Below are 21,959 nucleotides of genomic sequence, written 5' to 3'. Positions count from 1 at the left end.
ATTCCCTTCGGATATCCCAGACCTAAGAGCCTGCCGGCCGGATTGCCAGAGTCGATCCGGTGCCGCCACCGGCCTCAGATTTCACCGTTCTGAACCATCTGCACCACCTCGATCCGATTGCTGACGCCGAGCTTGCGGTAGGCGCTCTTGATGTAATCGTTCGCGGTGTTCGGACTGATCCCGCACATACGGGCGACCTCCTTGCGCGAAAGCCCGCGGGCCAGGAGATACACCATCTCCGTTTCGCGCGGGCTGAGTTGATGCAGCTGCTCCTGGTGGGGCGCGATCAACAGTTCGCGGAATTCCTGGGCGCCGCAGGGTGTGGCCGCAAGCTCCTCCATCCGCCGGTGTGCGATCAGGCAAAGAAATCGAACCTTCTCGCGATCGGGCCAGATATCGCGCAGGAAGTCCTCGGGTGTCAGGCCCGTGCCGACGTTGAAACCGCCGTAACGCTCCGATCCGGTCAGCCGCATGGGCAGTGCCAGCCCGGTCTGGAAGCCGTGGGATGCGGCATCCGCGATGAATGCGCGCGCGCGATTGCCGAGATAGGGATGCTCGTCGAGAAATCCGACACCGGTTCGCGTGATTCGATACGAACTGCAGCAGTGCTGAAGAAATGGATCCTTCGCCGGATTCGAAAGATCGTAGATCGCTTCGAGGTTCGTCATCAGCTGAGGCGCGCGGCCATCGCGGTCGACTGTCAGGTAGATGACCCTGGAAAACCCAATGGCCTGCAGGGTTTCAAGCGTGACCTGCCACAGGTCTCGCACGTTCTCGGCCGTCTCGATCGTGTCGAATCGGTCAAGTCCCAACGGTCCTATCCCCCATTATGGGGGGATTTTGACGAATCTGATCAAAAGGTAAAGAAGTTACATTCGATGATCGCTCTGGGCAGCATTATTGTCCCGCATGCCGCGCGCGACGCAATTTCAGAATAACGACGCCGGAGGGTCATCGCGACCCGCCGGCGTTTTCTGGTGTTGGCACAGCAGGCTGCCCGAGCGACCATTCGCCCGACAGTCGGTCTATTCCAGATGTGCGTGTAGCCTACTCGGCGACGGCGCGGATCTCGTCGCGGGGCGGGCGGCCGATGGACTCGCGCAGCTCCTCCAGTTCGATGAAGTTGTCGGCCTGCCGGCGCAGTTCGTCAGCAATCATCGGCGGTTGGCTGCGAATGGTCGATACGACCGAGACTCGCACGCCAGCACGCTGCAGCGCTTCGACCAGGGGACGAAAATCGCCATCGCCGGAAAACAGGACGATGTGATCCACGCGCGGCGCAAGCTCCATCGCGTCAACGGCCAGTTCGATGTCCATGTTGCCCTTGATCTTGCGGCGACCCTGGCTGTCGGTGAACTCCTTGGCCGGCTTCGTGACAATGCTGAACCCGTTGTAGTTCAGCCAGTCGACCAGCGGACGGATCGGCGAGTAATCCTCACCTTCCAGCAAGGCGGTATAGTAGAACGCCCGGAGCAGCTTGCCCCGACGCATGAATTCCTGCCGGAGCAGCTTGTAATCGATGTCGAAGCCGAGCGCTTTGCCGGCGGCGTAAAGGTTCGAGCCGTCTATGAACAGCGCAAGACGCTCATCTCGATAAAACATTAAGTGTCCTTTGCACTCCGATGGGCATAATCACCCTTGGCTGCGGTGCGGCCAGGATGGCCAACCTATGCGTTTGCAACAGATCCGCAACATCGACTCATGGATATACGACTGCCCGGATGGATATAAATTCACAGACTGCCTTTGTTGCCCTCGGCTCGAACCTTGCAGTGGGGCGACTCACCCCGGCAGGGATGCTGAAAAGCGCTCTAAAATTGTTACGAGAGTATCACGAATCGCCGTTTGAAGTAAGCGATTTCGTATCCAGCCCCGCCTTTCCGCCGAACAGCGGCCCCGACTTCGTGAATGCCGTTGCGTCACTACGGACCGACTGGCCGGCCGACCGTTTGCTGGACCTTCTTCACCAAGTCGAAGCCGAGCTGGGTCGAACGCGGGCCGCGCGTTGGGCGCCGCGGGTCGTGGACCTCGATTTGCTCGCGGTGGGCAAGCTTGTTATGCCCGACCCCGCCACCCAGGATCGTTGGCGCGCCCTGTCCCTCGGACAGCAGCGGGCCGAGGCGCCTGACCGGCTGATCCTGCCTCACCCAAGGTTGCAGGATCGCGCCTTCGTCCTTGTGCCCTGGGCGCAGATCGCACCCGACTGGCGGCACCCGCGCACGGGGATCACGGTGGCCCAGATGCGCGACGCTCTGCCCGCCACGGATCGCGACGCGGTGCTGCCTTTCGATGGGGGCGGAATATGAAACCGCGTCTTGTCAAGTCCGAATGAATGGTCTAGGTCCCGCCTCTCTACTTGCGCCCCGTCTCGGGGCCTGACCAGATTCCATGAGGTGTCGCCATGGCGCGCGTTACAGTCGAAGATTGCGTCGATAAAGTTCCCAACCGGTTCGAGCTCGTGATGCTGGCCGCGCACCGCGCTCGCGAGATCGCGTCCGGCTCGCAGCCGACGGTCGACCGCGACAACGACAAGAACCCCGTCGTCAGCCTGCGCGAGATCGCCGAGGAAACCCAGCAGTCGGATGACCTGCGAGAGCGCATGATCGAGTCGCACCAGACCCAGATCGAAGTCGACGAGCCCGAGGAAGACGCCATGGCGCTTCTCATGGGCGGCGGCGAGCAGGACAAGCCGGCCGATGATGATATGTCCGAGGAAAAGCTCCTGCGCGCGCTGATGGAAGCGCAAGGGCAACAGTAAGACGCGGGACGGGCGGCGGGCCGAATGGAAGACATCTCCGGCCTGATCGCCCGTATCAAGTCCTACCACCCCAAAAGCGACGGCGACCGCATCCACCGCGCCTATGAGTTCGGCGCGGCGATGCACGAAGGGCAGTTCCGCCACTCGGGCGAGCCCTATATCTGCCACCCGCTGGCCGTGGCCGAGATCCTGGCCGAACAGCGGCTGGACGACGACACGATCGTCACCGCCCTTCTCCACGATACCGTCGAAGACACGCGCGCCTCGTTCGAGGATGTGGCGGACCGCTTCGGGCCCGAGGTCGCGGGCCTGGTCGACGGCGTGACCAAGCTGACCAAGCTGCAGCTGAACTCGAACGAAACCAAGCAGGCCGAGAACTTCCGCAAGCTGTTCATGGCCATGAGCCGGGACATGCGGGTGATCCTGGTCAAGCTGGCCGACCGCCTGCACAACATGCGCACCATCAAGTCGATGAAGCCCGAGGGGCAGCATCGCAAGGCGCGCGAGACCATGGACATCTACGCCCCGTTGGCGGGCCGCATCGGCATGCAGTGGATGCGCGAAGAGCTCGAGGACCTCGCCTTCTCGGTGCTGAACCCCGAGGCGCGCAACTCGATCATCCGGCGGTTCATCACGCTGCAACGGGAAACCGGCGACGTGATCGACAAGATCACCAGCGACATCCGGATCGAACTGAACCGCGTGGGCATCGCAGGCGAGGTGCATGGCCGCGCCAAGCGGCCGTTCTCGATCTGGCGCAAGATGGAGGAAAAGCAGATCGGCTTTTCCCGTCTCAGCGATATCTACGGCTTCCGCGTCATCGTCGAGACGGAAGAGGAGTGCTACCGCGTCCTGGGTGCCATTCACCAGCGCTGGCGCGCGGTTCCGGGCCGGTTCAAGGACTACATCAGCCAGCCCAAGTCGAACGGCTATCGCTCGATCCACACGACCGTGTCGGGCCGCGACGGCAAGCGGGTCGAGGTCCAGATCCGCACCCGCCAGATGCACGAGGTGGCGGAAACGGGCGTCGCCGCGCACTGGTCCTATCGCGATGGCGAGCGGGTGCTGAACCCCTTCGTCGTCGATCCCGCCGGCTGGGTGGCGTCCCTGAACGAGCAGTTCGACAGCGCCGATGACCACGACGAGTTTCTCGAGGCCGTCCGGCTCGAGATGTACCAGGACCAGGTGTTCTGCTTCACGCCCAAGGGCGAGGTGGTGAAGCTGCCGAAAGGCGCCACGCCGCTGGATTTCGCCTACGCGATCCACACCCGCATCGGCGATGCCTGCGTGGGCGCCAAGGTGGACGGGGTGCGTGTGCCGCTGTGGACGCGCCTGCGCAACGGTCAAAGCTGCGAGATCCTGACGGCCGAGGGGCAGCGGCCGCAGTCGACCTGGATGGACATCGCCGTGACCGGACGGGCGAAATCGGCCATTCGCCGGTCGTTGCGCGCCGCCGACCGCGTCAAGTTCATCCGCCTTGGCACCGAGCTCGCCCGCGTGGCCTTCGACGGCGTGCAGAAACGCATGACCAACAAGGCCCTCGCCACCGCGGCCAAGTCGTTGCACCTGCAGGACGTGGACGAGCTCCTGGCGCGTCTCGGCGCGGCCGAGCTGACGACGCGGCGGTTGATCGAAGTGCTCTACCCCGAGCTGGCGACCCAGACGGGCGACGAGATCGACGCCGGATCGGCCATCGTCGGGCTGGACGGCGACGCGGCCTTCGAGCGTGCGAATTGCTGCCAGCCGGTCCCGGGCGAGCGCATCGTCGGCATCACCCGCCGCGGCAAGGGCGTCATCATCCACGCCATCGACTGTCCCACGCTGGTCGATTTCGAGGATCAGCCAGAGCGCTGGGTCGACCTGCACTGGCACTCGGGCAACCACCCGTCGGTGAACACCGTGACGTTCGACCTGACCATGACCAACGATGCGGGCGTGCTGGGGCGCATCTGCACCCTTGTCGGTGCGCAGAAGGCCAATATCTCGAACATGGAATTCATCGATCGCAAGCCCGACTTCTATCGGGTCAGGATGGACGTGGACCTGCGGTCGGTCGAGCACATGCACGCGGTGCGCCTGGCACTTGAAGCCGACCAGGACGTGGCCACCATCGCCCGGGTGCGAGACCCCGACCGCAAACCGTAACGAAAGGCTGGGCCCCGCGTGTTCAAACGTCGCCAACCCAGGTCGACGATGGCCGCCATCGGGCGCGCGCTGTACCCGCGCGGCGGCTGGTGGCGGGCGGCGCGTTACATGGTCTACCGGCTGCGCCGCCTGCCGGACCCGGCCTACAAGATCAGCCGCGGCATCGCCGCCGGCGTGTTCACCAGCTTCACGCCGCTGTTCGGCCTGCATTTTTTCATCGCCGCCGGGCTGGCCTGGATCATGGGCGGCAATGTCGTCGCCTCTCTGCTGGCGACCTTCGTGGGCAACCCGGTCACCTTCCCGGTGATCGCGGGCGCGTCGGTCGAACTGGGCGCGCGGCTGCTGGGCCAGGATCACGCGCTGCCGCTGAACGCGACCTTCGATGCGTTCAGCCGCGTCTCGGTCGAGCTGTGGTCGAACCTCAAGGGCGTCCTGACCGGTCGCCCGGTGGTCTGGACCGGGTTCGAGCATTTCTTCAGCAACGTCTTCATGCCCTACCTGGTGGGCGGCGTGCTGATCGGCACGGTGGCCGGGGTCGCGTCCTACCTGATGTCGCGCCCGGTGATCTCGGCCTACCAGAAGGCGCGGATCAAGCGGTTGAAGAAAAAGTTCGAAAAGCAGCGCCGGATCGCGCAAGAAGCGGCGGCGAAGCGCATGAAGAAAGAGGCACGCGATGGCTGACAGGCTGCGACTGGGTGTGAACATCGATCACGTGGCGACGGTGCGCAACGCGCGCGGCGGCACGCTGCCCGATCCGCTGCGCGCCGCGCGCATGGCCGAGGCCGCGGGCGCCGACGGCATCACCGCCCACCTGCGCGAGGATCGGCGTCACATCTCGGACGCCGATATCGACGGGCTGATGGCCGCGCTGACCGTGCCGCTGAATTTCGAGATGGCCGCCACGCCCGAGATGCAGGCCATCGCCCTGCGCCATCGCCCCCACGCCGTCTGCATCGTGCCCGAACGGCGCGAGGAGCGGACGACCGAGGGCGGGCTCGAGGTCGCCAAGGACGAGAACCGGTTGGCCCATTTCATCGCACCGCTGCGCGACGCGGGGTGCCGGGTGTCTATCTTCATCGCGGCCGACCGCCCCCAGATCGAGGCCGCGCACCGCATCGGCGCGCAGGTGGTCGAACTGCATACCGGCGCCTATTGCGACGCCCATGCCGAGGGCCGGATCGAAGACCGTGACGCCGAGATGATCCGCATCCGCGACATGGCCGCCTTCGCCGCCGAACTGGGGCTCGAGGTGCATGCGGGCCACGGGCTGACCTACGAAACCGTGCCGCCCGTCGCCGCGCTGCCGCAGATGGCCGAGCTGAATATCGGGCACTTCCTGATCGGCGAGGCGATCTTCCGCGGGCTGGAACCTGCCATCCGCGAGATGCGCGGCATCATGGACGCGGCGCGGACGGCTTAGGAGAGATAAAGGCTGCCGTCCCGCAGGAGCGGGAAAGCGTCAAAATCGTTCGGGCTCCGGGATTAAATTTCCGCAGAGATCGGGCAGGCTTGCGCAGATGGGTTTGTCCCCGTCTCAATGGTCACCCGTAAACGTAGGGCCTCACTTACAGGGGATCGCGCAGTGCCGATCAAGCTGGCGCCATCAAATCCACCGTGACGATCGTGCCGTGCTTGGAGGCGCTCACGGTCAGATCGCCGTCGAGATGGTCGACCATTGCCTTGACGATGCTTGCGCCCAGGCCCGACTTGCGCTTGCCGCCGCGCGTGTTGAGCGTTTGCCCGTCGCCGGCAGGATCGGTGGCCTCTTCCTTGCGCGTCTCGACGCTGGGTGCGCCATGGGGCCAGTCGAACCCGTCGGGCAGTCCGATGCCGTCATCCTCGACCGTCAGGCGCAGCTTGCCTCGCGTCATCCTGTTCAGGCGGACCTGCACCACACCCTCGTCGCGCCCCGTGAACGCGTGTTCCAGGGCGTTCGTGATGAACTCGTTGAGAAGCATCCCGAGGCGCGCGCCCGTCTCGACCGGAAGCTCGATCTCGTCGCATTCGACGTTCACCCGGATCGAGTTTCGCCCGTCGATCGCTGCGATCGTGTTGGCCACGCGGCTGAGATATGCACCGGCCGGAAGGGTCTCCGCCGTTCGGTCCACGATCCCCGCCGGCGACAGTTCCTCGTAGAGCAGGGCCAGCGTCTGGACGCGGTGGCTCAGCGCCTCGAAGGATTCGCGTGTCACCGCCTTGCGGGATTGCAGGCGGATCAGGCCGACCACCATCGAAAGATGGTTCTTCACGCGGTGCTGCAATTCTCGCAGCATCTGGGCGCTGCGATCGTCAATGGAGGTATTCTGGTCGTCTTCCTCACCCGGGATCTCGCTCTGGATGCCGAGGAAGGAGTGGATCTTGCCGTCCTCGCCGCGAAGGGGGGCGATGACGACGCGGTTGAGAAACCGCGTCCCGTCGGCCTTTTCATTGATTAGGTCGGCGGTGACATCCCGCCCGGCCTCGATCGCCTCGCGCAGCTTCAGCCGGGCGGCCTCGTCCGTCTCGTCGCATTGCAGGAAACGGCAATTCTTCCCGAGAACGGCATCGCGCGAATAGAGCGTGATCTTCTCGAAGGCTTCGTTCACGAAGACGAGCGGATTGTCCTCCTGGCCCGGGTCCGATAGGACCATTGCGGCCGGATTGTCCTGAAGGTTGGATTGCAGTGATTTCTGGGACATGCGGTCGGCCGATCGCGCTTGGAGACGGAAAGGTTCATCAAAAATATTAGCAAACCCAATTGCCGGTCAGGCTACATTGCCGATCCCAATTGTCCATAAAGTTTTATCCACAGGCCTCGGCGAAGACATTCAGCGGAGGTCTGCAAATGGTGGCGCGAAAGCGGAATTGTCCGCTGAACTGACCCCTAGCCGCGGCAAAAAGCCGGGCGACCGACAGCGTCGCGCTACCGCAAATCCGGGGGCTCCAGCCCGTCCGTCTCGCCGTGCACCGCGAACTGCATGAGGTCGGCCTCGGGCGGCTCGATCGCGCGGAAGCTTTCGCGCACGCCCGCCTCGGTCAGCTCGCGCGTGACCGCCAGCAGCGTGTTGGGCGGATGGCCGGAGCACAGCTCGGCCATATCGTCGATCTGCTGCCGTGCAACGGGCCGCGCGGCGTCGATGTCGGGGGCGCCGTAGTGGCTGACGAAATGGCGCGCCAGCATGTCGGCCAGCGTGTCCATTTCGGACGGCTCGACCTTGGTCACCGCCACGAAGCTCACGCGGCCGAAGGTCTCGACGCCCAGCCAGCCATTGGTGAACGCCTGTTTCGCCTTGCCCGCCAGGTCGGCCTCGGACCAGTCCGAGAACTCGAACCCGCCGGGGATGCACCATTCCCCCGTGCGGGCGGGGGCGTGGAACACCTGTCGGTCGCTGTCGTCGAAATGGATCGCGCGGGCGAGTTGCATGGGGCGGGGTCCTGCTGTGACGTCGGTCAAATGGCCGGGCTAGTGATATGGGTATTTATCGGAAAGATGAAGGTCAGGGCGTGCGCACCAGGCTGGTCAGCGGCACCGCCGAGGTGCCCGCGTCGGTCTTGACCAGCTTCGAGAAACGTTCGTCGACACCGAGCGCGCCGTCGCCCATGTCGCGGACGAGACCTTCCCATTCCCGGTGCAGCGCCCGCAACTCGCCATCCTGCCAGCGGTTCAGCCAGACCAGCGTGTGGCGCACCCAGGCTTCGAGCAGGGGAAGCCGCTCGACCTCGCCACAACCCTCGGCATAGAGCGCGGTGCGATCGGGCGCGGCGCCAGCATCGTCGCCCTCGGGCAGGAAGGCCAGGTCCAGCGTCACGATCAGCCAGTCGGGCACCAAATCCGCGTCGGTGGCCGGCCCGATCAGCTTCAACGCGCCGCAGCGGCCGCCATTGACGAAGATCGTGCCGTCCCAGCCAAGCTCGACGGCGACCTCGGGCGGCGCCAGGGCGCCCAACGCGTTCTGGAGGCCCACGCCGCAGACGGGCAGGGCGAGCGCGCAGCCGGCCAGCGGCTCTTCGGGCGCGAAGACGATGGCCGCCGACAGGTCCCCGCCGGTGGGGCCGTAGACCACCGTTCCACCGTCGCAGCCCGCGCGCGCGGCCCCGATGGCCGTGTCGACCACCGGGCCTTCCGCCGCGAGGGCGGTGAAAAGCGGCGGAAGGCTGGGCGTGGGCGTCATGCGCGGCCGTCGGCCACCAGCCGCCGGGCGAGATCACGGAAGACCTGCGCCTGCGGGCTGTCGGGTTGCGACACCACGATGGGTGCGCCGCCGTCCGACGAGGTGCGGATGTCCAGGTGCAGCGGGATTTCCGCCAGCAGCGGCACGCCCAGCTTCTCGGCCTCGCGGGCGACGCCGCCATGGCCGAAGATATGCTCTTCGTGGCCGCAATTGCTGCAGATATGGGTGCTCATGTTCTCGATCAGCCCGTAGATCGGGGTCTTGAGCTGATTGAACATGTCGATGCCCTTGCGCGCATCCAGCAGCGCCACGTCCTGCGGCGTCGACACGACAAGCGCCCCGTCCAGCCGTGCCTTCTGGGCCAGCGTCATCTGCACGTCGCCGGTGCCCGGCGGCAGGTCCACCAGCAGCACGTCCAGCGCGCCCCACTGCACCTGCATCAGCATCTGCTGAAGCGCGCCCATCAGCATCGGACCGCGCCAGACCACGGCCTGGCCTTCGTTGGTCATCAGGCCGATGGACATCATGGTCACGCCGTAGTTGCGCATGGGCAGGATGGTCTTGCCGTCGGGGCTGGCGGGCCGCCCGGACACGCCCAGCATGCGCGGCTGCGACGGGCCGTAGACATCGGCGTCCAGCAGGCCCACGCGCCGCCCCTCGGCGGCCAGCGCACAGGCGAGGTTCGAGGCCACCGTGGACTTGCCCACGCCGCCCTTGCCCGACGCGATCGCGACCAGGCGGTCGACACCCGGCACCGGCTCGGGACCCGCGGGCTGCGCCTTGCGGGACGGCTTCAGGTCCGGCGGCGTGTCGGGCTTGGAATGGGCGGTCAGAACGACCGACACGGTCTCGGCCCCCGGCAGGGCCTTGATTCGCGCCTCGGCATCGGCGCGCACGGGCTCGTAGGCCTTGGCCGCGGAGGCGGCGATCTCCAGCACGAACCGCACGGTTCCGCCATCGACGGTCAGGGCGCGCACCACGCCGGCAGACACGATGTCCTGCCCGGTGGCGGGGTCCTTGATATCCTTCAGCGCCGCGAGAACGGCGTCACGCGTCAGGCTCATGCCTGCCCCTTGATCTGGCCGGTGACCACGTGTTCGAGATCGACGCCGTCGATGGTCAGGACGACCTTGGCGTTGTAGACCTTGCCGGCGGTGTCGTGGTCGCGCATGGCCTGCTCGATGGCCTGCTGCGAGGTGACGCCCACCTGTTTCAGGAATTTCCGCATCGACATGTTGAACTCTTCGTCCATCGCTTCCGCCCTCCCGTGGCGCTGTCGGATTGATCGTTGACCGAGGTAGGCTGCGGCCCCTAGCGTTGCAAGCGCAACCTGAACGGGGGCCCGATGCGTGCCATCCTCGCCATCGTCGCGACGATCTGCCTGGCCGCGCCCGCGGCGGCCGAATTGCGCGTCGCGGTGCCAGACGCGCTGGCGCAAAGCGGTGTGCTGGACCACCTTTTGCCGCGCTTTTCGCTGAAGACCGGCGTCCGGACCGAGCAGGTGCCCGAGGGCGCCGCGGCCGAGGGGCGGTTCGGTCCCGAGGGCACGCCGGTTCTGCGGGGCGGTGGACAGGTCTGGCACCTGGATGGCGAGGGCGAGGATCTCGACAGGCTGCTGGACTGGTTCCGTTCCGATGTGGGCCGTCGCACCATCGCCAGCTTCGAGGGCGCCGATTTCGCCGCACCCGAACGGGCGAGAACGGTGGCCGCGGCACCGCAGGTCACCGGCGACGCGGCGGCGGGCGCGGACCTGTCGTTGAAGCTTTGCGGACGCTGCCACGTGGTGGGGCCGGTCAACAGGATGAAGGGGCTGGGCTCGACCCCCTCCTTCCGCGTGCTCCGGGGATTGCCCGGCTGGCAGGGGCGGTTCGCGTCGTTCTTCGTGCTCGCGCCCCACGCGGCCTTCACGCAGGTCACCGACGTTACCCCGCCGTTCGACCCGGCCTATCCGCCGCCCATCGTCCCGATCGAGCTGAGCCTCGAAGACCTCGAGGCGATCACCGCCTTCGTGGCCGAGATGTCACCCGCCGACCTGGGCGCGCCCATCCAGGCGCGCTGATGCGCGGCGCGCCGCGGGCGACGGGCAAGCCCGTGCCGCACCTCACGAATTCGCGGCCACCGCCGGATCAGTGATCCTTGCGGTCGGTGTAGTAGTCCGCGGTCGACCGGGGCTTCGGCCGCTCGCCGGCGGCGAAGGGATTGTCCTGCGAGTGATACTGCGCGTTGATCCGGCAGGTGTCGCACATCTGGATCATGCGCGCGGCCTGCGGGTTGGCGAACATCGAATGCTTGCCGGCCAGCTTCTCGGTGATTTTCTCGACCGTCGATTTCACGCCGAAAAGCGCGCCGCACTCGATGCAGGCGAAGGGCTCTTCCTCGTTCAGGACCTCCTGCCGCAGGGCCGAATCGGCCAGGTTCAGCCGCGGCTCGAGCGTTATGGCGTCCTCGGGGCAGATATTGGCGCAAAGGCCGCATTGCAGGCAGGCGTCCTCCTGGAACAGAAGCTGCGGCAGGTCGGGGTTGTCGCCCAGCGCGCCCGACGGGCACAGCGACACGCAGGACAGGCACAGGGTGCACGCATCGGTGTCGACCAGCACCGCGCCGTAGGGCGCGCCCTCGGGCAGGGAGAGCGTCTCGGAGCCGTGCAGCGCCTTGGCGGCCAGCCGCGTGATCTGGCGGCGCGATCCCATGGGCAGCACCGGCTTGCGCTCGACCTGCGGTGCCGCGCCCAGGGCTTCGGACAGGGCATCGGGGTCCGCCACGTCCAGCAGGCGCAGCGCCGCGTCGCCGCCGATGGCGCGGGCCAGAGCGGCCTCGTGCTCGGCGGTCGGGCGTTCGGTCTTCGGCGCCAGCAGCAGCGATACGTCGGTGAACCCGCAAGCCAGCGCGCCCAGCGCCTCGGCGTGGCCGAAGGCATTCAGCGACGGTATGGCGAAGGGGATGACATCGGCGGGCAGGCCCGCGCCGTGGCGGGCAAGAAGGCCGATCATCTCGGCCCCGAACGCGTCATCGTGGACCAGCAGGCGCGGGGCGCTGCCGCCCGCCTTGCGAAAGGTTTCGGCCAGCGTGGACAGGCGGCGGAACACCGAATCGACAGGCGGGGCGTCAAAGCTGACCGCGCCCGAGGGGCACAGGGACGAGCACGCGCCGCAGCCCGCGCAGATCATCGGGTCGATGCTGACATGATCGCCCGCGGGCGTGATCGCGCCGGTGGGGCAGGCGTCGAGGCAGCGGGTGCAGCCGGTCTGCTCGGCCCGGGAATGGGCGCAGAGCTCCGGCGACAGGCGGACGTGCAGGGGCTGTTCGAACGTGCCGGTCATCTGCGCCGCGTCGAAGATCACGTCGGCCACGGCCTCGGGGCGGCCGGGATCGGCGCGGAAATATCCCTCGCGCTTGTGGTGCGCGGGAAACAGGGGCGTGGCGCCCGACAGGTCCACGATGATGTCGCATTCCGACCGCGCGCCGTCGCGGGGCTCGGACATGGTCATCGGGCCGCGCCCGCCCGCGATCACCTGCGCCAGACCGTCGATGGTCACCGCGAAACCGCCCAGCGCGCCAGTCGCGTTGCGGATACGGCCATGAACGGTGTCGAAGTCGCGCGTCTCGGGCGGCGGGGCGCCGTCGGTCAAAAGGCAGGTGACGGCCAGGCTGCGCGCCAGGCGCTCGGCCGCGGGCAGGGCGGTGGCGGCATCGCCGATCACCAGGCAGGTGCCGGTGCTTTCCACGTCCATCACGCGCGGGGCGGGGATGGGCAGCAGTGCCTCGGCCAGCAGGGCGGCCTGCTTCGGGGTCGGATCGGCCGGATCGTCGCTCCAGCCCGCGCGGTCGCGCAGGTCGATGCAGGCGGGGGCGTCCTGCTCCATCGCTTCGGCCAGCGCCTCGAAGGTCGGCCGCTCCTGCGCGCAGGCGATCACCACGTCGCCCGCGCCCATGGCTGCCTCGACCGCGCCGATCTCGTCGCCGCAAAGAAAGCTGTGCACCTTGGAACAGGGAAGCCCGCTGGCCCGCGACAGCGCGTCGGAATCCAGTTTCTGCGATCCCAGGCAGTCACACAGCATCACGGTCTTGGTCATCTCGGCCCCCCTTCGGTGCTCAGGCGCGACAGGCTAGGGCCAAACAGCGGCAGTCTCAATCACGGAAGCCCGAGGATCGGTCTACGACCAAAGTCGTATCCTTTCTATCGCGCGGATGTTCGAATATGGATGGTATACAACCGGGTGCAGCCAGCCCGCCAAAGCTTTAGTCTTTCGATCAGGAGTTTACGTGTCGCCAAGCAAGCGATCACTCGAACTATCTCTGGGCGTCGTCATACGGCGCCTGCCCGGCGTGACTCGCTGGGCCAAGTGGTCTTGGAAGGCCATCGCCGTGCTGCCCGGCTCCGACCATGGCGCCTGGAAGGTCCTGCGCGAGGAGGATGGCGCGACCGAGTTCCACGCGGGCACGCTGACCCTGTCGCTGCATGCCGGAGAGACCGAGGCCTATATCCACAACCTCACCGCGAAGGAGCCGTCGATCTACGTCATCATGCGCCACCGCGCGGGTGATCCGCCGCTCGACCTGGTGCTGGTCACCGCCAGCCCCTACGAGGCGCAGGATTACACCGACAACGGCGAGGATATCGTCGAGCGGGTGCCGTTGCCCGACGCGCTGCGCGGCGTCATCGCCGATTTCATCGACCGCCATCACGTCGAAGAGCCGTTTGTGAAGCGCAAGCGCGACCGGGCGCGTGTGGACCGGGTCGAGGATGGTCGCGGCGACCCGCGCATCAAGCAGACGGGCGATGTCTACCGCGCCCCCCGCAAGGTGTTGTCATGAGCGCGCGGTCCGATTTCTGGTCGCGCCGTCGCGCCGCGGTCGCGGACCAGGACCGCGCCGAGACGCGGGCCCGCGAAGACGCCAAGGTCGCCGAGGAGCAGGCCGCGCTGGCCGAACGCCCCGAGGAGGAGGTCCTTGCCGAGCTTGGGTTGCCCTCGCCGGAAAGCATCTGCTCGGGCGACGACGTGAAGGCCTTCATGGCCAAGGCCGTGCCGGATTACCTGCGCCGCCGGGCGTTGCGCACGCTGTGGCGGTCGAACCCCGTTCTGGCCTGTCTCGACGGGCTGAACGATTACGACGGCGATTTCACCAACGCGGCCACCGACGCCCCGGGCGTGCAGACCGCCTACCGCGTGGGCAAGGGGCTGCAGAAGCATCTGGACGAACTGGCGCGGCAGGCTTCGGCGGACGAACAGGATGACGACCTGACGCCGGAAACCGCGCCCGAACAGTCTCTGGACGAGGGCGCGCCGGCTGGCGAGGACGTGGTCGCGGCCGCGCCCGAGCCCGAGCCGGAAGAGACGCCCGAAACCGACGCGGCGGACGACACGCCCGCCGACGCCCCTCGCCCGCGCCGCATGGCGTTCCGTTTTGACGGGGGTGCGGCATGAGCGACCAGGTGACCATGCAGGACATTGCTTCCGAAGACCGGCTGCGCGCCGATCTCTACAATTATCTCGGCCTCATGCTGGCGGCCCCGCCCAACGACATGCTGCTGGCGCAGACCGCCGGGTTGTCGGGCGATTCCGAGACCGACCTGGGCCGCGCCATCGCGAGCCTTGCGAAGGTCGCCCGCGTGACCAAGCCCAAGGCCGTGGTGTCCGAGTTCAACGCGCTGTTCATCGGGCTCGGCCGGGGCGAGCTGCTGCCCTATGCCAGCTACTACCTGACCGGTTTCCTGAACGAAAAGCCGCTGGCCAGCCTGCGCGCCGACATGGCGGCGCGGGGCATCGCCCGCGCGCCCAACGTGTTCGAGCCCGAGGACAACATCGCCTCGCTCATGGAAATGATGGCCGGGCAGATCATGGGCCGTTTCGGACGCCCCGCGACCGTGGCCGAGCAGAAACAGTTCTTCAACAAGCACATCGGCCCCTGGGCCGTGCACTTCTTCTCCGACCTCGAAGCGGCGAAGAAATCCGTGCTTTACGCCTCGGTCGGACAGGTCGGCCGGGTGTTCATGGAGATCGAACGCGAAGCGTTCCGTATGAGCGCGGGGGACGCCCCGCAATGAAGCAAGGGAGACGAGTGATGAGCGACGACAACAAGACCGGCACCAGCCGCAGGGGTTTTCTGAAACTGGCGGGGACGGCCGCGCCGGCAGCCGCCGTCGCCGTGGCCGCGGGGGGCGACCGGGCCGAGGCCCAGCCGGTCGACCTGTCCTCGGACAAGATGCAGGACACCGCGCATACCCGCGCCTATCTGGACAGCGCCCGCTTCTGAGCGACCCGCGCCCGTAAATTGGGGAGGAGACTGAAATGCTTCGCAAAAAAACAAACAGCGTCTCGCGCAGCGCGCGTCCGGGGGGCATCGTTGCCGCCGCGGCCGAGGCTCGCGTCGATCGCCGCGGCTTCCTGCGCGGCTCGGGGCTGGCCATCGGCGGCCTTGCCGCCATCGCCGCGACCGGCGGGACCGTCACGCAGGCCACAGCGCAGACCGCGGCCAACACCGCCGTGGAAACCGTGAAATCGGTCTGCACCCACTGCTCGGTCGGCTGCACCGTGATCGCCGAAACGCAGAACGGCGTCTGGACGGGCCAGGAGCCCGGCTGGGACAGCCCCTTCAACCTGGGCGCCCACTGCGCCAAGGGCGCGGCCGTGCGCGAGCACGCCCATGGCGAGCGCCGCCTGAAGTACCCGATGAAGAAGGTCGGCGGCGAATGGCAGCGCATCAGCTGGGACGAGGCCATCAACGAGATCGGCGACCAGATGCTGTCGATCCGCGAGGAAAGCGGCCCCGACTCGGTCTACTGGCTGGGTTCGGCGAAGCATAACAACGAACAGGCGTATCTCTTCCGCAAGTTCGCCGCCTACTGGGGCACCAACAACGTCGACCACCAGGCGCGGATCTGCCACTCGACCACCGTGGCGGGCGTGGCGAACACATGGGGCTACGGCGCCATGACGAACAGCTACAACGACATCCACAACTCGAAGGCCATCTTCATCATCGGCGGCAACCCCGCCGAGGCGCACCCGGTGTCGCTGCTGCACGTGCTGAAGGCCAAGGAGCAGAACAACGCGCCGCTGATCGTCTGCGATCCGCGCTTCACCCGCACCGCGGCCCACGCCGACGAGTACGTGCGCTTCCGCCCGGGCGCGGACGTGGCGCTGGTCTGGGGGATCCTCTACCACATCTTCGACAACGGGTGGGAGGACAGGGAATTCATCCGCACCCGCGTCTGGGGGATGGACCAGATCAAGGAAGAGGTGATGCGCTGGACCCCCGACGAGGTCGAGAACGTCACCGGCGTGCCGGAAAGCCAGGTCAAGCGCGTCGCGCGCACGCTGGCCAACAACCGTCCGGGCACCGTGATCTGGTGCATGGGCGGCACCCAGCACACCAAAGGCAACAACAATACCCGCGCCTACTGCATCCTGCAGCTCGCGCTGGGGAACATGGGCGTCGCCGGCGGCGGCACCAACATCTTCCGCGGCCACGACAACGTGCAGGGCGCGACCGACCTGGGCGTCCTGGCCGACACGCTGCCCGGCTACTACGGCCTGTCGGACGGCGCCTGGGGCCACTGGGCCCGCGTCTGGGACGAGGACCTGGACTGGCTCAAGGCCCGCTTCAGCGAGGCGACCTTCAACGACCAGCCCATGCGCAACCTGAACGGCATCCCGGTGTCGCGCTGGATCGACGGCGTGCTGGAAGACCCGGCGAACCTGGACCAGCCCGCCAACACCCGGGCCATGGTGCTGTGGGGCCACGCCCCCAACTCGCAGACCCGCATGACCGAGATGAAGACGGCCATGGAAAAGCTCGACCTGCTGGTCGTGGTGGACCCGTACCCGACCGTTTCGGCCGTGCTGCATGACCGCACCGACGGCGTGTACCTGCTGCCGGCCTCGACCCAGTTCGAGACCTACGGTTCGGTCACCGCGTCGAACCGGTCGCTGCAATGGCGCGAGAAGGTGGTCGACCCGCTGTTCGAGTCGCTGCCCGACCACGTCATCATGAAGAAGTTCGCCGACAAGTTCGGCTTCTCGGACCGGATCTTCCGCCACATCGAGGTCAACGGCGACGAGCCGCTGATCGAGGACATCACCCGCGAGTTCAACAAGGGCATGTGGACCATCGGCTATACCGGGCAGTCGCCCGAGCGGATGCGCATGCACATGCAGAACCAGCACACCTTCGACCGCACCACGCTGCGCGCGAAGGGCGGCCCGGCCGATGGCGACTTCTACGGCATGCCGTGGCCGGCCTGGGGCAACCCCGAGATGAACCACCCCGGCACCGCGAACCTCTACGACATGTCGATGCCGGTGGCCGAAGGCGGCCTGACCTTCCGCGCGCGCTTCGGCGTCGAGCGGGACGGCGACAACCTGCTGGCCGAGGGCGTGGCCAGCGTCGGGTCGGAGATCCAGGACGGCTACCCCGAGTTCACCATGCAGATGCTGCGTGACCTGGGCTGGGACGGCGACCTGACCGACGAGGAGATGAAGCAGATCGAGTATGTCGCGGGCTTCCGCGACCGCAACGACGGCGTCGTGGGCGAGACCACGTTCACCGGCGAAGTCCCCTCGGACTACGAAGAGCGGACGGGTGCGGTGAACTGGAAGACCGACCTGTCGGGCGGCATCCAGCGCGTCGCGATCGCCCATGGCTGCGCGCCCTTCGGCAACGCCAAGGCCCGCGCCGTCGTGTGGACCTTCCCGGACCCCGTGCCGATCCACCGCGAGCCGCTTTACACCAACCGCCGCGACCTGGTCGAAGCCTACCCGACCTACGAGGACAAGAAGTTCTGGCGCGTGCCGACCATGTACAAGTCGATCCAGGAGAACGACTTCAGCCAGGATTACCCGATCATCCTGACCTCGGGACGCCTGGTGGAATACGAGGGCGGCGGCGACGAGACCCGGTCGAACCCCTGGCTGGCCGAGCTGCAGCAGGACATGTTCGTCGAGATCAACCCGCGCGATGCCAACAACCTTGGTATCCGCGAAGGCGGGCAGGTCTGGGTCGAAGGCCCCGAAGGCGGCAAGGTGCTGGTCATGGCGATGATCACCGAGCGGGTGGGCGAGGGCGTGGCCTTCATGCCCTTCCACTTCGGCGGCATGTACCAGGGCGAGGACCAGCGGTCGAAATACCCCGAGGGGGCCGACCCGTACGTGTTGGGTGAATCCACCAACACTGCCCAGACCTATGGCTATGACAGCGTGACCCAGATGCAGGAGACGAAAGCCACTCTCTGCAAGATCTGGGCGGCTTAAGGGAGGAAAAGACGATGGCAAGAGCCAAGTTTCTCGTCGATGCCGAGCGCTGCATCGAGTGCAACGCCTGCGTCACCGCGTGCAAGAACGAGCACGAGGTGCCGTGGGGCATCAACCGCCGCAAGGTGGTGACCATCCAGGACGGCCAGCCGGGTGAACGCTCGATCTCGGTCGCCTGCATGCACTGCTCGGACGCGCCGTGCATGGCCGTCTGCCCGGTGGACTGCTTCTACCAGAACGAGGAAGGCGTGGTCCTGCACTCGAAGGACCTGTGCATCGGCTGCGGCTACTGCTTCTACGCGTGCCCCTTCGGCGCGCCGCAATACCCGCAGGCCGGCAACTTCGGATCGCGCGGCAAGATGGACAAGTGCACCTTCTGCGCCGGCGGACCGGAGGAAAACAACTCCACCGCCGAGTTCCAGAAATACGGACGCAACCGGATCGCCGAGGGCAAGCTGCCCATCTGCGCCGAGATGTGCGCCACCAAGGCCCTGCTGGCCGGTGACGGCGACGTGGTGTCGTCGATCTACCGCGAGCGCGTCGTCGCGCGCGGCTTCGGCTCGGGCGCCTGGGGCTGGGGCACCGCCTACGAGCAGAAGGGCGGCTGATCCGCAGCCCCGCCTTTCGGCCATGAAATCGGGGCGGCCCTGCGCGCGAGTGCGGGGCCGCTTCCTTTCCCGTCCCGCGTCTCGGGACGGATGACCTGCAGTTTCCCCAGGGGGCCCGCAAAATGCGTCTTCTTCGTTCCGCTCTCGTCTTTCTCTGCCTCGCCGCCGCGCTGCCCGCCATCGCGCAGGACCGTCCGCTGGGCGATGCCGCGCTGGCCGACCGCGACCAGCCCTACCGCACACCCGCCGGAACCTCGTCGGTGCGCCCGCCCGAGGAAGGATCGCGGGACATCCTGCCCACGACCGACACGCCCGAACTGCCGGGCGAGGTGACGATGGAAACGCCCCTGCGCGACGCGTCGGAGGAGTTCGACACCCAAGGCGGCTCGTCCGTGCGCCCGCCCGAGGACACCGTCTACGAGGACGCGCCCCTGTCGGTGCAAAGCCGCCCCGAAACCGGCGGCGCGCAAACGCTGGAAGACATCCTGGCCCGCCAGCGCGGCGAGATCATCGACGAGGATTTCCGCAACAACCCCGACGCCGTCGGCACCGCCCCGGGCGCCGACATGGCGGGTGTGGGTGAGCTGGGCGCGCTAGGCGGCACCTCGGATTCCGAGCTCTGGCGCGCCATGCGTTACGACGCGCAAGAGCTGACCGTGACCGCCCGCGGCCCTGCCGCCGGCGTGCTGATGCAGGATGGCGGCATGGCCTGGTTGCAGTTCCGCCAGGGCCCGCTTCTGAAATGGGGCGGCATCGCCCTGGCCGCCATGGCCGGTCTCCTGCTTCTTTTCTACATCATCGCCGGCCGCATGCGCATCGACGGCGGCAAGGACGGCTCGACCATCACCCGGTTCCAGGGGGTCGAGCGGTTCGGCCACTGGCTGCTGGCCGGGTCGTTCATCATCCTGGCGATTACGGGCCTGTTCTCGCTGGCCGGACGCACGCTGCTGATCCCGGTGATGGGCAAGGAGGCCTATGCCAGCATCGCGGGCTTCAGCAAGTTCGTGCACGACAACATCAGCTGGGCCTTCATGATCGCGCTCGCGCTGATCTTCGTCATGTGGGTCTGGGAAAACCTGCCCGACCGCACCGACTGGACCTGGATCAAGATGGGCGGCGGTTTCCTGACGAAGCATCACCCGCCCGCGAAGAAGTTCAACTTCGGCCAGAAGATCGTGTTCTGGTCTGTGATTGTGCTCGGCACCTCGATCTCGATCTCGGGCCTGTCGCTGCTGTTCCCGTTCGAGCTGCAGCTGTTCGCCCCCACCTTCGACAAGCTGAACGGCCTCGGCATCCCGCAGGTTCTGGGCTTCGGGCCGCTGGACACCGACCTTGCCCCGCACGAGGAAATGCAGCTGAGCCAGCTGTGGCACGCCATCGTGGGCTTCGCGCTGATGACGCTGATCCTGGCGCATATCTATATCGGCTCGGTGGGCATGGAGGGCGCGTTCGCCGCCATGGGATCGGGCCAGGTCGACGAGGCCTGGGCCGAGCAGCACCACTCGATCTGGGCCGAGGAGCAGAAGGCCAAGGAACGGGAAGGCACCGGCACCGGGGCGGCAACCCCCGCCGAGTGAGCCCGCCGGTGCGCGCCCTTGCCCTGACGCTGGTCTGCGCCGCGCTGCCGCTGGCGGCCGATCCCGCGCGGCTGTCGGGGCATGGCGGCCCCGTCATGGACGTGGCGGTGTCGCCCGGGGGGCGCGTCGCCACAGCAAGCTTCGACAACGCGGTCGGGCTCTGGTCCGGTGACGATCCGCGCTGGCTGGACGGCCACGCCGCCGCGGTGAACGCGGTGCTGTTCCCCGGCGCGTCCGCGGTGTTCTCGGGCGGTGACGATTTCGCCGTCCGCCAGTGGACCCCGGAGACGGGCGCGTCCCAGGTGCTGGGCCAGCATCGCGGCAAGGTCTCGGCCCTGGCCCTGTCGCCCACCGCGCCGCTGCTCGCCTCGGCCAGCTGGGACGGCACCGTCGCGCTGTGGGAGATCGCGGCAGGGGGGGCGACCCCGCCTTCGCAAGGCGACGACGCTATCGTCCTTCGCGGGCACGACCAGGGCGTGAACGACGTTGCCTTCTCGGCCGACGGCACGACTCTTTACACCGCCTCCGCCGACGGGACGATCCGGGCCTGGGACCCCGGAACCGGGGCCGAGACGCGGGTCATCGCGCGGCACGGGTTCGGGGTGAACCGGCTGGTGCTGGGGCCGGGCTGGCTGGCCTACGGCGCAGTGGACGGGGGGACGCGGCTGGTGTCGCCCCTGACGGGCGAGCTTCTGGCCGACTTCACGGCCGAGCGGCGTCCCATCCTGTCGCTGGCCTACAGTGACGCGGCCGGGCTGCTGGCCGTCGGCGACGGCGAGGGGTTCATCATGGTGATCGACACCGCGACCCGCGGCGTCGCGCACGATTTCCGCGCCGTGTCGCGTGGCCCGGTCTGGGCGCTGGCCTTCTCGCCGGACGGATCGCGCCTGTATTCCGGCGGACTGGATCCCGACCTGCTGGTCTGGGAGGTGGCCGAGCTGGAGGAGGCCGTCCCGGCCACCACGGCCAAGCGGGCGAGCTTCCTGCGCGACCCCGAATCCATGTCGAACGGCGAACGGCAATTCATGCGCAAATGCTCGATCTGCCACAGCCTGACGCCCGACACGGCGCGGAAGGCCGGCCCGACCCTGCACGGGGTCTTCGGTCGCCGCGCGGGCACCGTGCCGGGCTACGTCTATTCCGAGCGTCTCGACGGGTCGGACATCACCTGGACGCCCGACACCATCGACGCCCTGTTCGACCAGGGCCCCGATCATTATATTCCGGGCTCGAAGATGCCCATGCAGGTCATCGCCAAGCCCGGTGACCGCGCCGACCTCATCGCCTGGCTTCAGACCGCCACGGCGACCCCCGATCAAGGAGACCAACCGTGAAAGCCTTCGTTCTTGCCGTCGTTTGCCTGGGCCTGATCACCGCCGCGGCGCCGATCCTGCTGGAAGACATTTTCGGCGACAGCTCGGCCGCGGTCACGGCCAGCGACAGCGTGCGCCTGCCCGAGGACTGATCGC

The 21,959-nt window shown here is 67.3% G+C and carries 23 protein-coding genes; 15 read left to right on the top strand and 8 right to left on the bottom strand.

Annotated features, from left to right (window positions below; genetic code table 11):
* Nucleotides 1-74 precede the first annotated feature (74 nt).
* Both BMX96_RS06460 and BMX96_RS06455 read right to left on the bottom strand, forming a co-directional pair.
* Entirely contained in the window at nt 75-770 is a 696-nt protein-coding gene (locus tag BMX96_RS06460; RefSeq protein WP_139210001.1) for a helix-turn-helix transcriptional regulator, read from the bottom strand.
* Between the two features lie 277 nt (nt 771-1,047).
* The gene (locus BMX96_RS06455; protein WP_091844750.1) at nt 1,048-1,602 is read right to left on the bottom strand and encodes a LabA-like NYN domain-containing protein; all 555 of its coding nucleotides are present in this window, start codon (nt 1,600-1,602) and stop codon (nt 1,048-1,050) included.
* 20 nt (nt 1,603-1,622) lie between these two features.
* Here BMX96_RS06455 and folK point away from each other — a divergent pair, with 20 nt between their 5' ends.
* From folK to BMX96_RS06430, 5 genes are all read left to right on the top strand, one after another.
* On the top strand, nt 1,623-2,306 hold the full coding sequence (folK, locus tag BMX96_RS06450; protein ID WP_330220632.1) for a 2-amino-4-hydroxy-6-hydroxymethyldihydropteridine diphosphokinase: 684 nt from the start codon (nt 1,623-1,625) through the stop codon (nt 2,304-2,306).
* A gap of 95 nt (nt 2,307-2,401) precedes the next feature.
* Nucleotides 2,402-2,758, top strand: a complete 357-nt coding sequence (gene rpoZ, locus BMX96_RS06445; RefSeq protein ID WP_073128503.1) for a DNA-directed RNA polymerase subunit omega — start codon at nt 2,402-2,404, stop codon at nt 2,756-2,758.
* 24 nt (nt 2,759-2,782) lie between these two features.
* Complete coding sequence (locus tag BMX96_RS06440; RefSeq protein WP_091844748.1) at nt 2,783-4,903, top strand: RelA/SpoT family protein; 2,121 nt, start codon at nt 2,783-2,785, stop codon at nt 4,901-4,903.
* A 48-nt stretch (nt 4,904-4,951) separates the two neighbouring features.
* Nucleotides 4,952-5,584 carry a DUF2062 domain-containing protein gene (locus BMX96_RS06435; RefSeq protein ID WP_073128629.1) on the top strand — a complete coding sequence of 211 codons (633 nt, stop codon included), beginning with the start codon at nt 4,952-4,954 and terminating at the stop codon, nt 5,582-5,584.
* The gene (locus BMX96_RS06430; protein WP_091844747.1) at nt 5,577-6,323 is read left to right on the top strand and encodes a pyridoxine 5'-phosphate synthase; all 747 of its coding nucleotides are present in this window, start codon (nt 5,577-5,579) and stop codon (nt 6,321-6,323) included. The genes BMX96_RS06435 and BMX96_RS06430 overlap by 8 nt, the downstream gene beginning before the upstream one ends.
* 169 nt (nt 6,324-6,492) lie before the next feature.
* Here BMX96_RS06430 and BMX96_RS06425 read toward each other — a convergent pair whose 3' ends face one another.
* From BMX96_RS06425 to BMX96_RS06405, 5 genes are all read right to left on the bottom strand, one after another.
* Nucleotides 6,493-7,581 (bottom strand): PAS domain-containing protein, encoded by a 1,089-nt coding sequence (locus BMX96_RS06425; protein WP_091844746.1) that lies wholly within the window; start codon nt 7,579-7,581, stop codon nt 6,493-6,495.
* Between the two features lie 224 nt (nt 7,582-7,805).
* Entirely contained in the window at nt 7,806-8,306 is a 501-nt protein-coding gene (locus BMX96_RS06420) for a DUF6505 family protein (protein ID WP_073128508.1), read from the bottom strand.
* Between the two features lie 73 nt (nt 8,307-8,379).
* Nucleotides 8,380-9,054, bottom strand: coding sequence for a biotin/lipoate--protein ligase family protein (locus tag BMX96_RS06415; protein WP_091844745.1), 675 nt, complete (start codon nt 9,052-9,054; stop codon nt 8,380-8,382).
* On the bottom strand, nt 9,051-10,118 hold the full coding sequence (gene apbC / locus BMX96_RS06410; RefSeq protein WP_091844744.1) for an iron-sulfur cluster carrier protein ApbC: 1,068 nt from the start codon (nt 10,116-10,118) through the stop codon (nt 9,051-9,053). The genes BMX96_RS06415 and apbC overlap by 4 nt, the downstream gene beginning before the upstream one ends.
* On the bottom strand, nt 10,115-10,306 hold the full coding sequence (locus BMX96_RS06405) for a DUF6494 family protein (RefSeq protein WP_073128511.1): 192 nt from the start codon (nt 10,304-10,306) through the stop codon (nt 10,115-10,117). Before BMX96_RS06405 ends, apbC begins: the two co-directional genes overlap by 4 nt.
* A gap of 93 nt (nt 10,307-10,399) precedes the next feature.
* Here BMX96_RS06405 and BMX96_RS06400 point away from each other — a divergent pair, with 93 nt between their 5' ends.
* The gene (locus tag BMX96_RS06400) at nt 10,400-11,113 is read left to right on the top strand and encodes a hypothetical protein (RefSeq protein WP_091844743.1); all 714 of its coding nucleotides are present in this window, start codon (nt 10,400-10,402) and stop codon (nt 11,111-11,113) included.
* Between the two features lie 67 nt (nt 11,114-11,180).
* Here the strand turns inward: BMX96_RS06400 and BMX96_RS06395 are convergent, their stop codons facing one another.
* The gene (locus BMX96_RS06395; protein WP_091844742.1) at nt 11,181-13,127 is read right to left on the bottom strand and encodes a 4Fe-4S binding protein; all 1,947 of its coding nucleotides are present in this window, start codon (nt 13,125-13,127) and stop codon (nt 11,181-11,183) included.
* Between the two features lie 190 nt (nt 13,128-13,317).
* Between BMX96_RS06395 and BMX96_RS06390 the strand changes: the two genes are divergently transcribed.
* From BMX96_RS06390 to BMX96_RS20045, 9 genes are all read left to right on the top strand, one after another.
* Nucleotides 13,318-13,869, top strand: coding sequence for a DUF3305 domain-containing protein (locus tag BMX96_RS06390; protein WP_269085877.1), 552 nt, complete (start codon nt 13,318-13,320; stop codon nt 13,867-13,869).
* Nucleotides 13,866-14,480, top strand: coding sequence for a DUF3306 domain-containing protein (locus BMX96_RS06385; protein ID WP_091844740.1), 615 nt, complete (start codon nt 13,866-13,868; stop codon nt 14,478-14,480). The genes BMX96_RS06390 and BMX96_RS06385 overlap by 4 nt, the downstream gene beginning before the upstream one ends.
* On the top strand, nt 14,477-15,100 hold the full coding sequence (locus BMX96_RS06380; RefSeq protein ID WP_073128516.1) for a TorD/DmsD family molecular chaperone: 624 nt from the start codon (nt 14,477-14,479) through the stop codon (nt 15,098-15,100). Before BMX96_RS06385 ends, BMX96_RS06380 begins: the two co-directional genes overlap by 4 nt.
* Before the next feature lie 17 nt (nt 15,101-15,117).
* The gene (locus BMX96_RS06375) at nt 15,118-15,309 is read left to right on the top strand and encodes a twin-arginine translocation signal domain-containing protein (RefSeq protein ID WP_073128517.1); all 192 of its coding nucleotides are present in this window, start codon (nt 15,118-15,120) and stop codon (nt 15,307-15,309) included.
* Nucleotides 15,310-15,344: 35 nt separating this feature from the next.
* Nucleotides 15,345-18,305, top strand: coding sequence for a formate dehydrogenase subunit alpha (locus tag BMX96_RS06370; RefSeq protein WP_091844739.1), 2,961 nt, complete (start codon nt 15,345-15,347; stop codon nt 18,303-18,305).
* A gap of 14 nt (nt 18,306-18,319) precedes the next feature.
* Complete coding sequence (gene fdh3B / locus BMX96_RS06365; protein WP_073128519.1) at nt 18,320-18,913, top strand: formate dehydrogenase FDH3 subunit beta; 594 nt, start codon at nt 18,320-18,322, stop codon at nt 18,911-18,913.
* A 122-nt stretch (nt 18,914-19,035) separates the two neighbouring features.
* Complete coding sequence (locus BMX96_RS06360; protein ID WP_236736984.1) at nt 19,036-20,490, top strand: formate dehydrogenase subunit gamma; 1,455 nt, start codon at nt 19,036-19,038, stop codon at nt 20,488-20,490.
* A gap of 8 nt (nt 20,491-20,498) precedes the next feature.
* The gene (locus BMX96_RS06355; protein ID WP_091844855.1) at nt 20,499-21,824 is read left to right on the top strand and encodes a c-type cytochrome; all 1,326 of its coding nucleotides are present in this window, start codon (nt 20,499-20,501) and stop codon (nt 21,822-21,824) included.
* Nucleotides 21,821-21,955, top strand: a complete 135-nt coding sequence (locus tag BMX96_RS20045) for a hypothetical protein (protein WP_269085821.1) — start codon at nt 21,821-21,823, stop codon at nt 21,953-21,955. The genes BMX96_RS06355 and BMX96_RS20045 overlap by 4 nt, the downstream gene beginning before the upstream one ends.
* The last annotated feature ends 4 nt before the right edge of the window (nt 21,956-21,959 follow it).

Source organism: Palleronia pelagia (assembly GCF_900110115.1).
In the GTDB taxonomy this organism is placed as follows: Bacteria; Pseudomonadota; Alphaproteobacteria; order Rhodobacterales; family Rhodobacteraceae; genus Palleronia; species Palleronia pelagia.
This window is presented reverse-complemented; position numbering and strand designations above follow the sequence as displayed.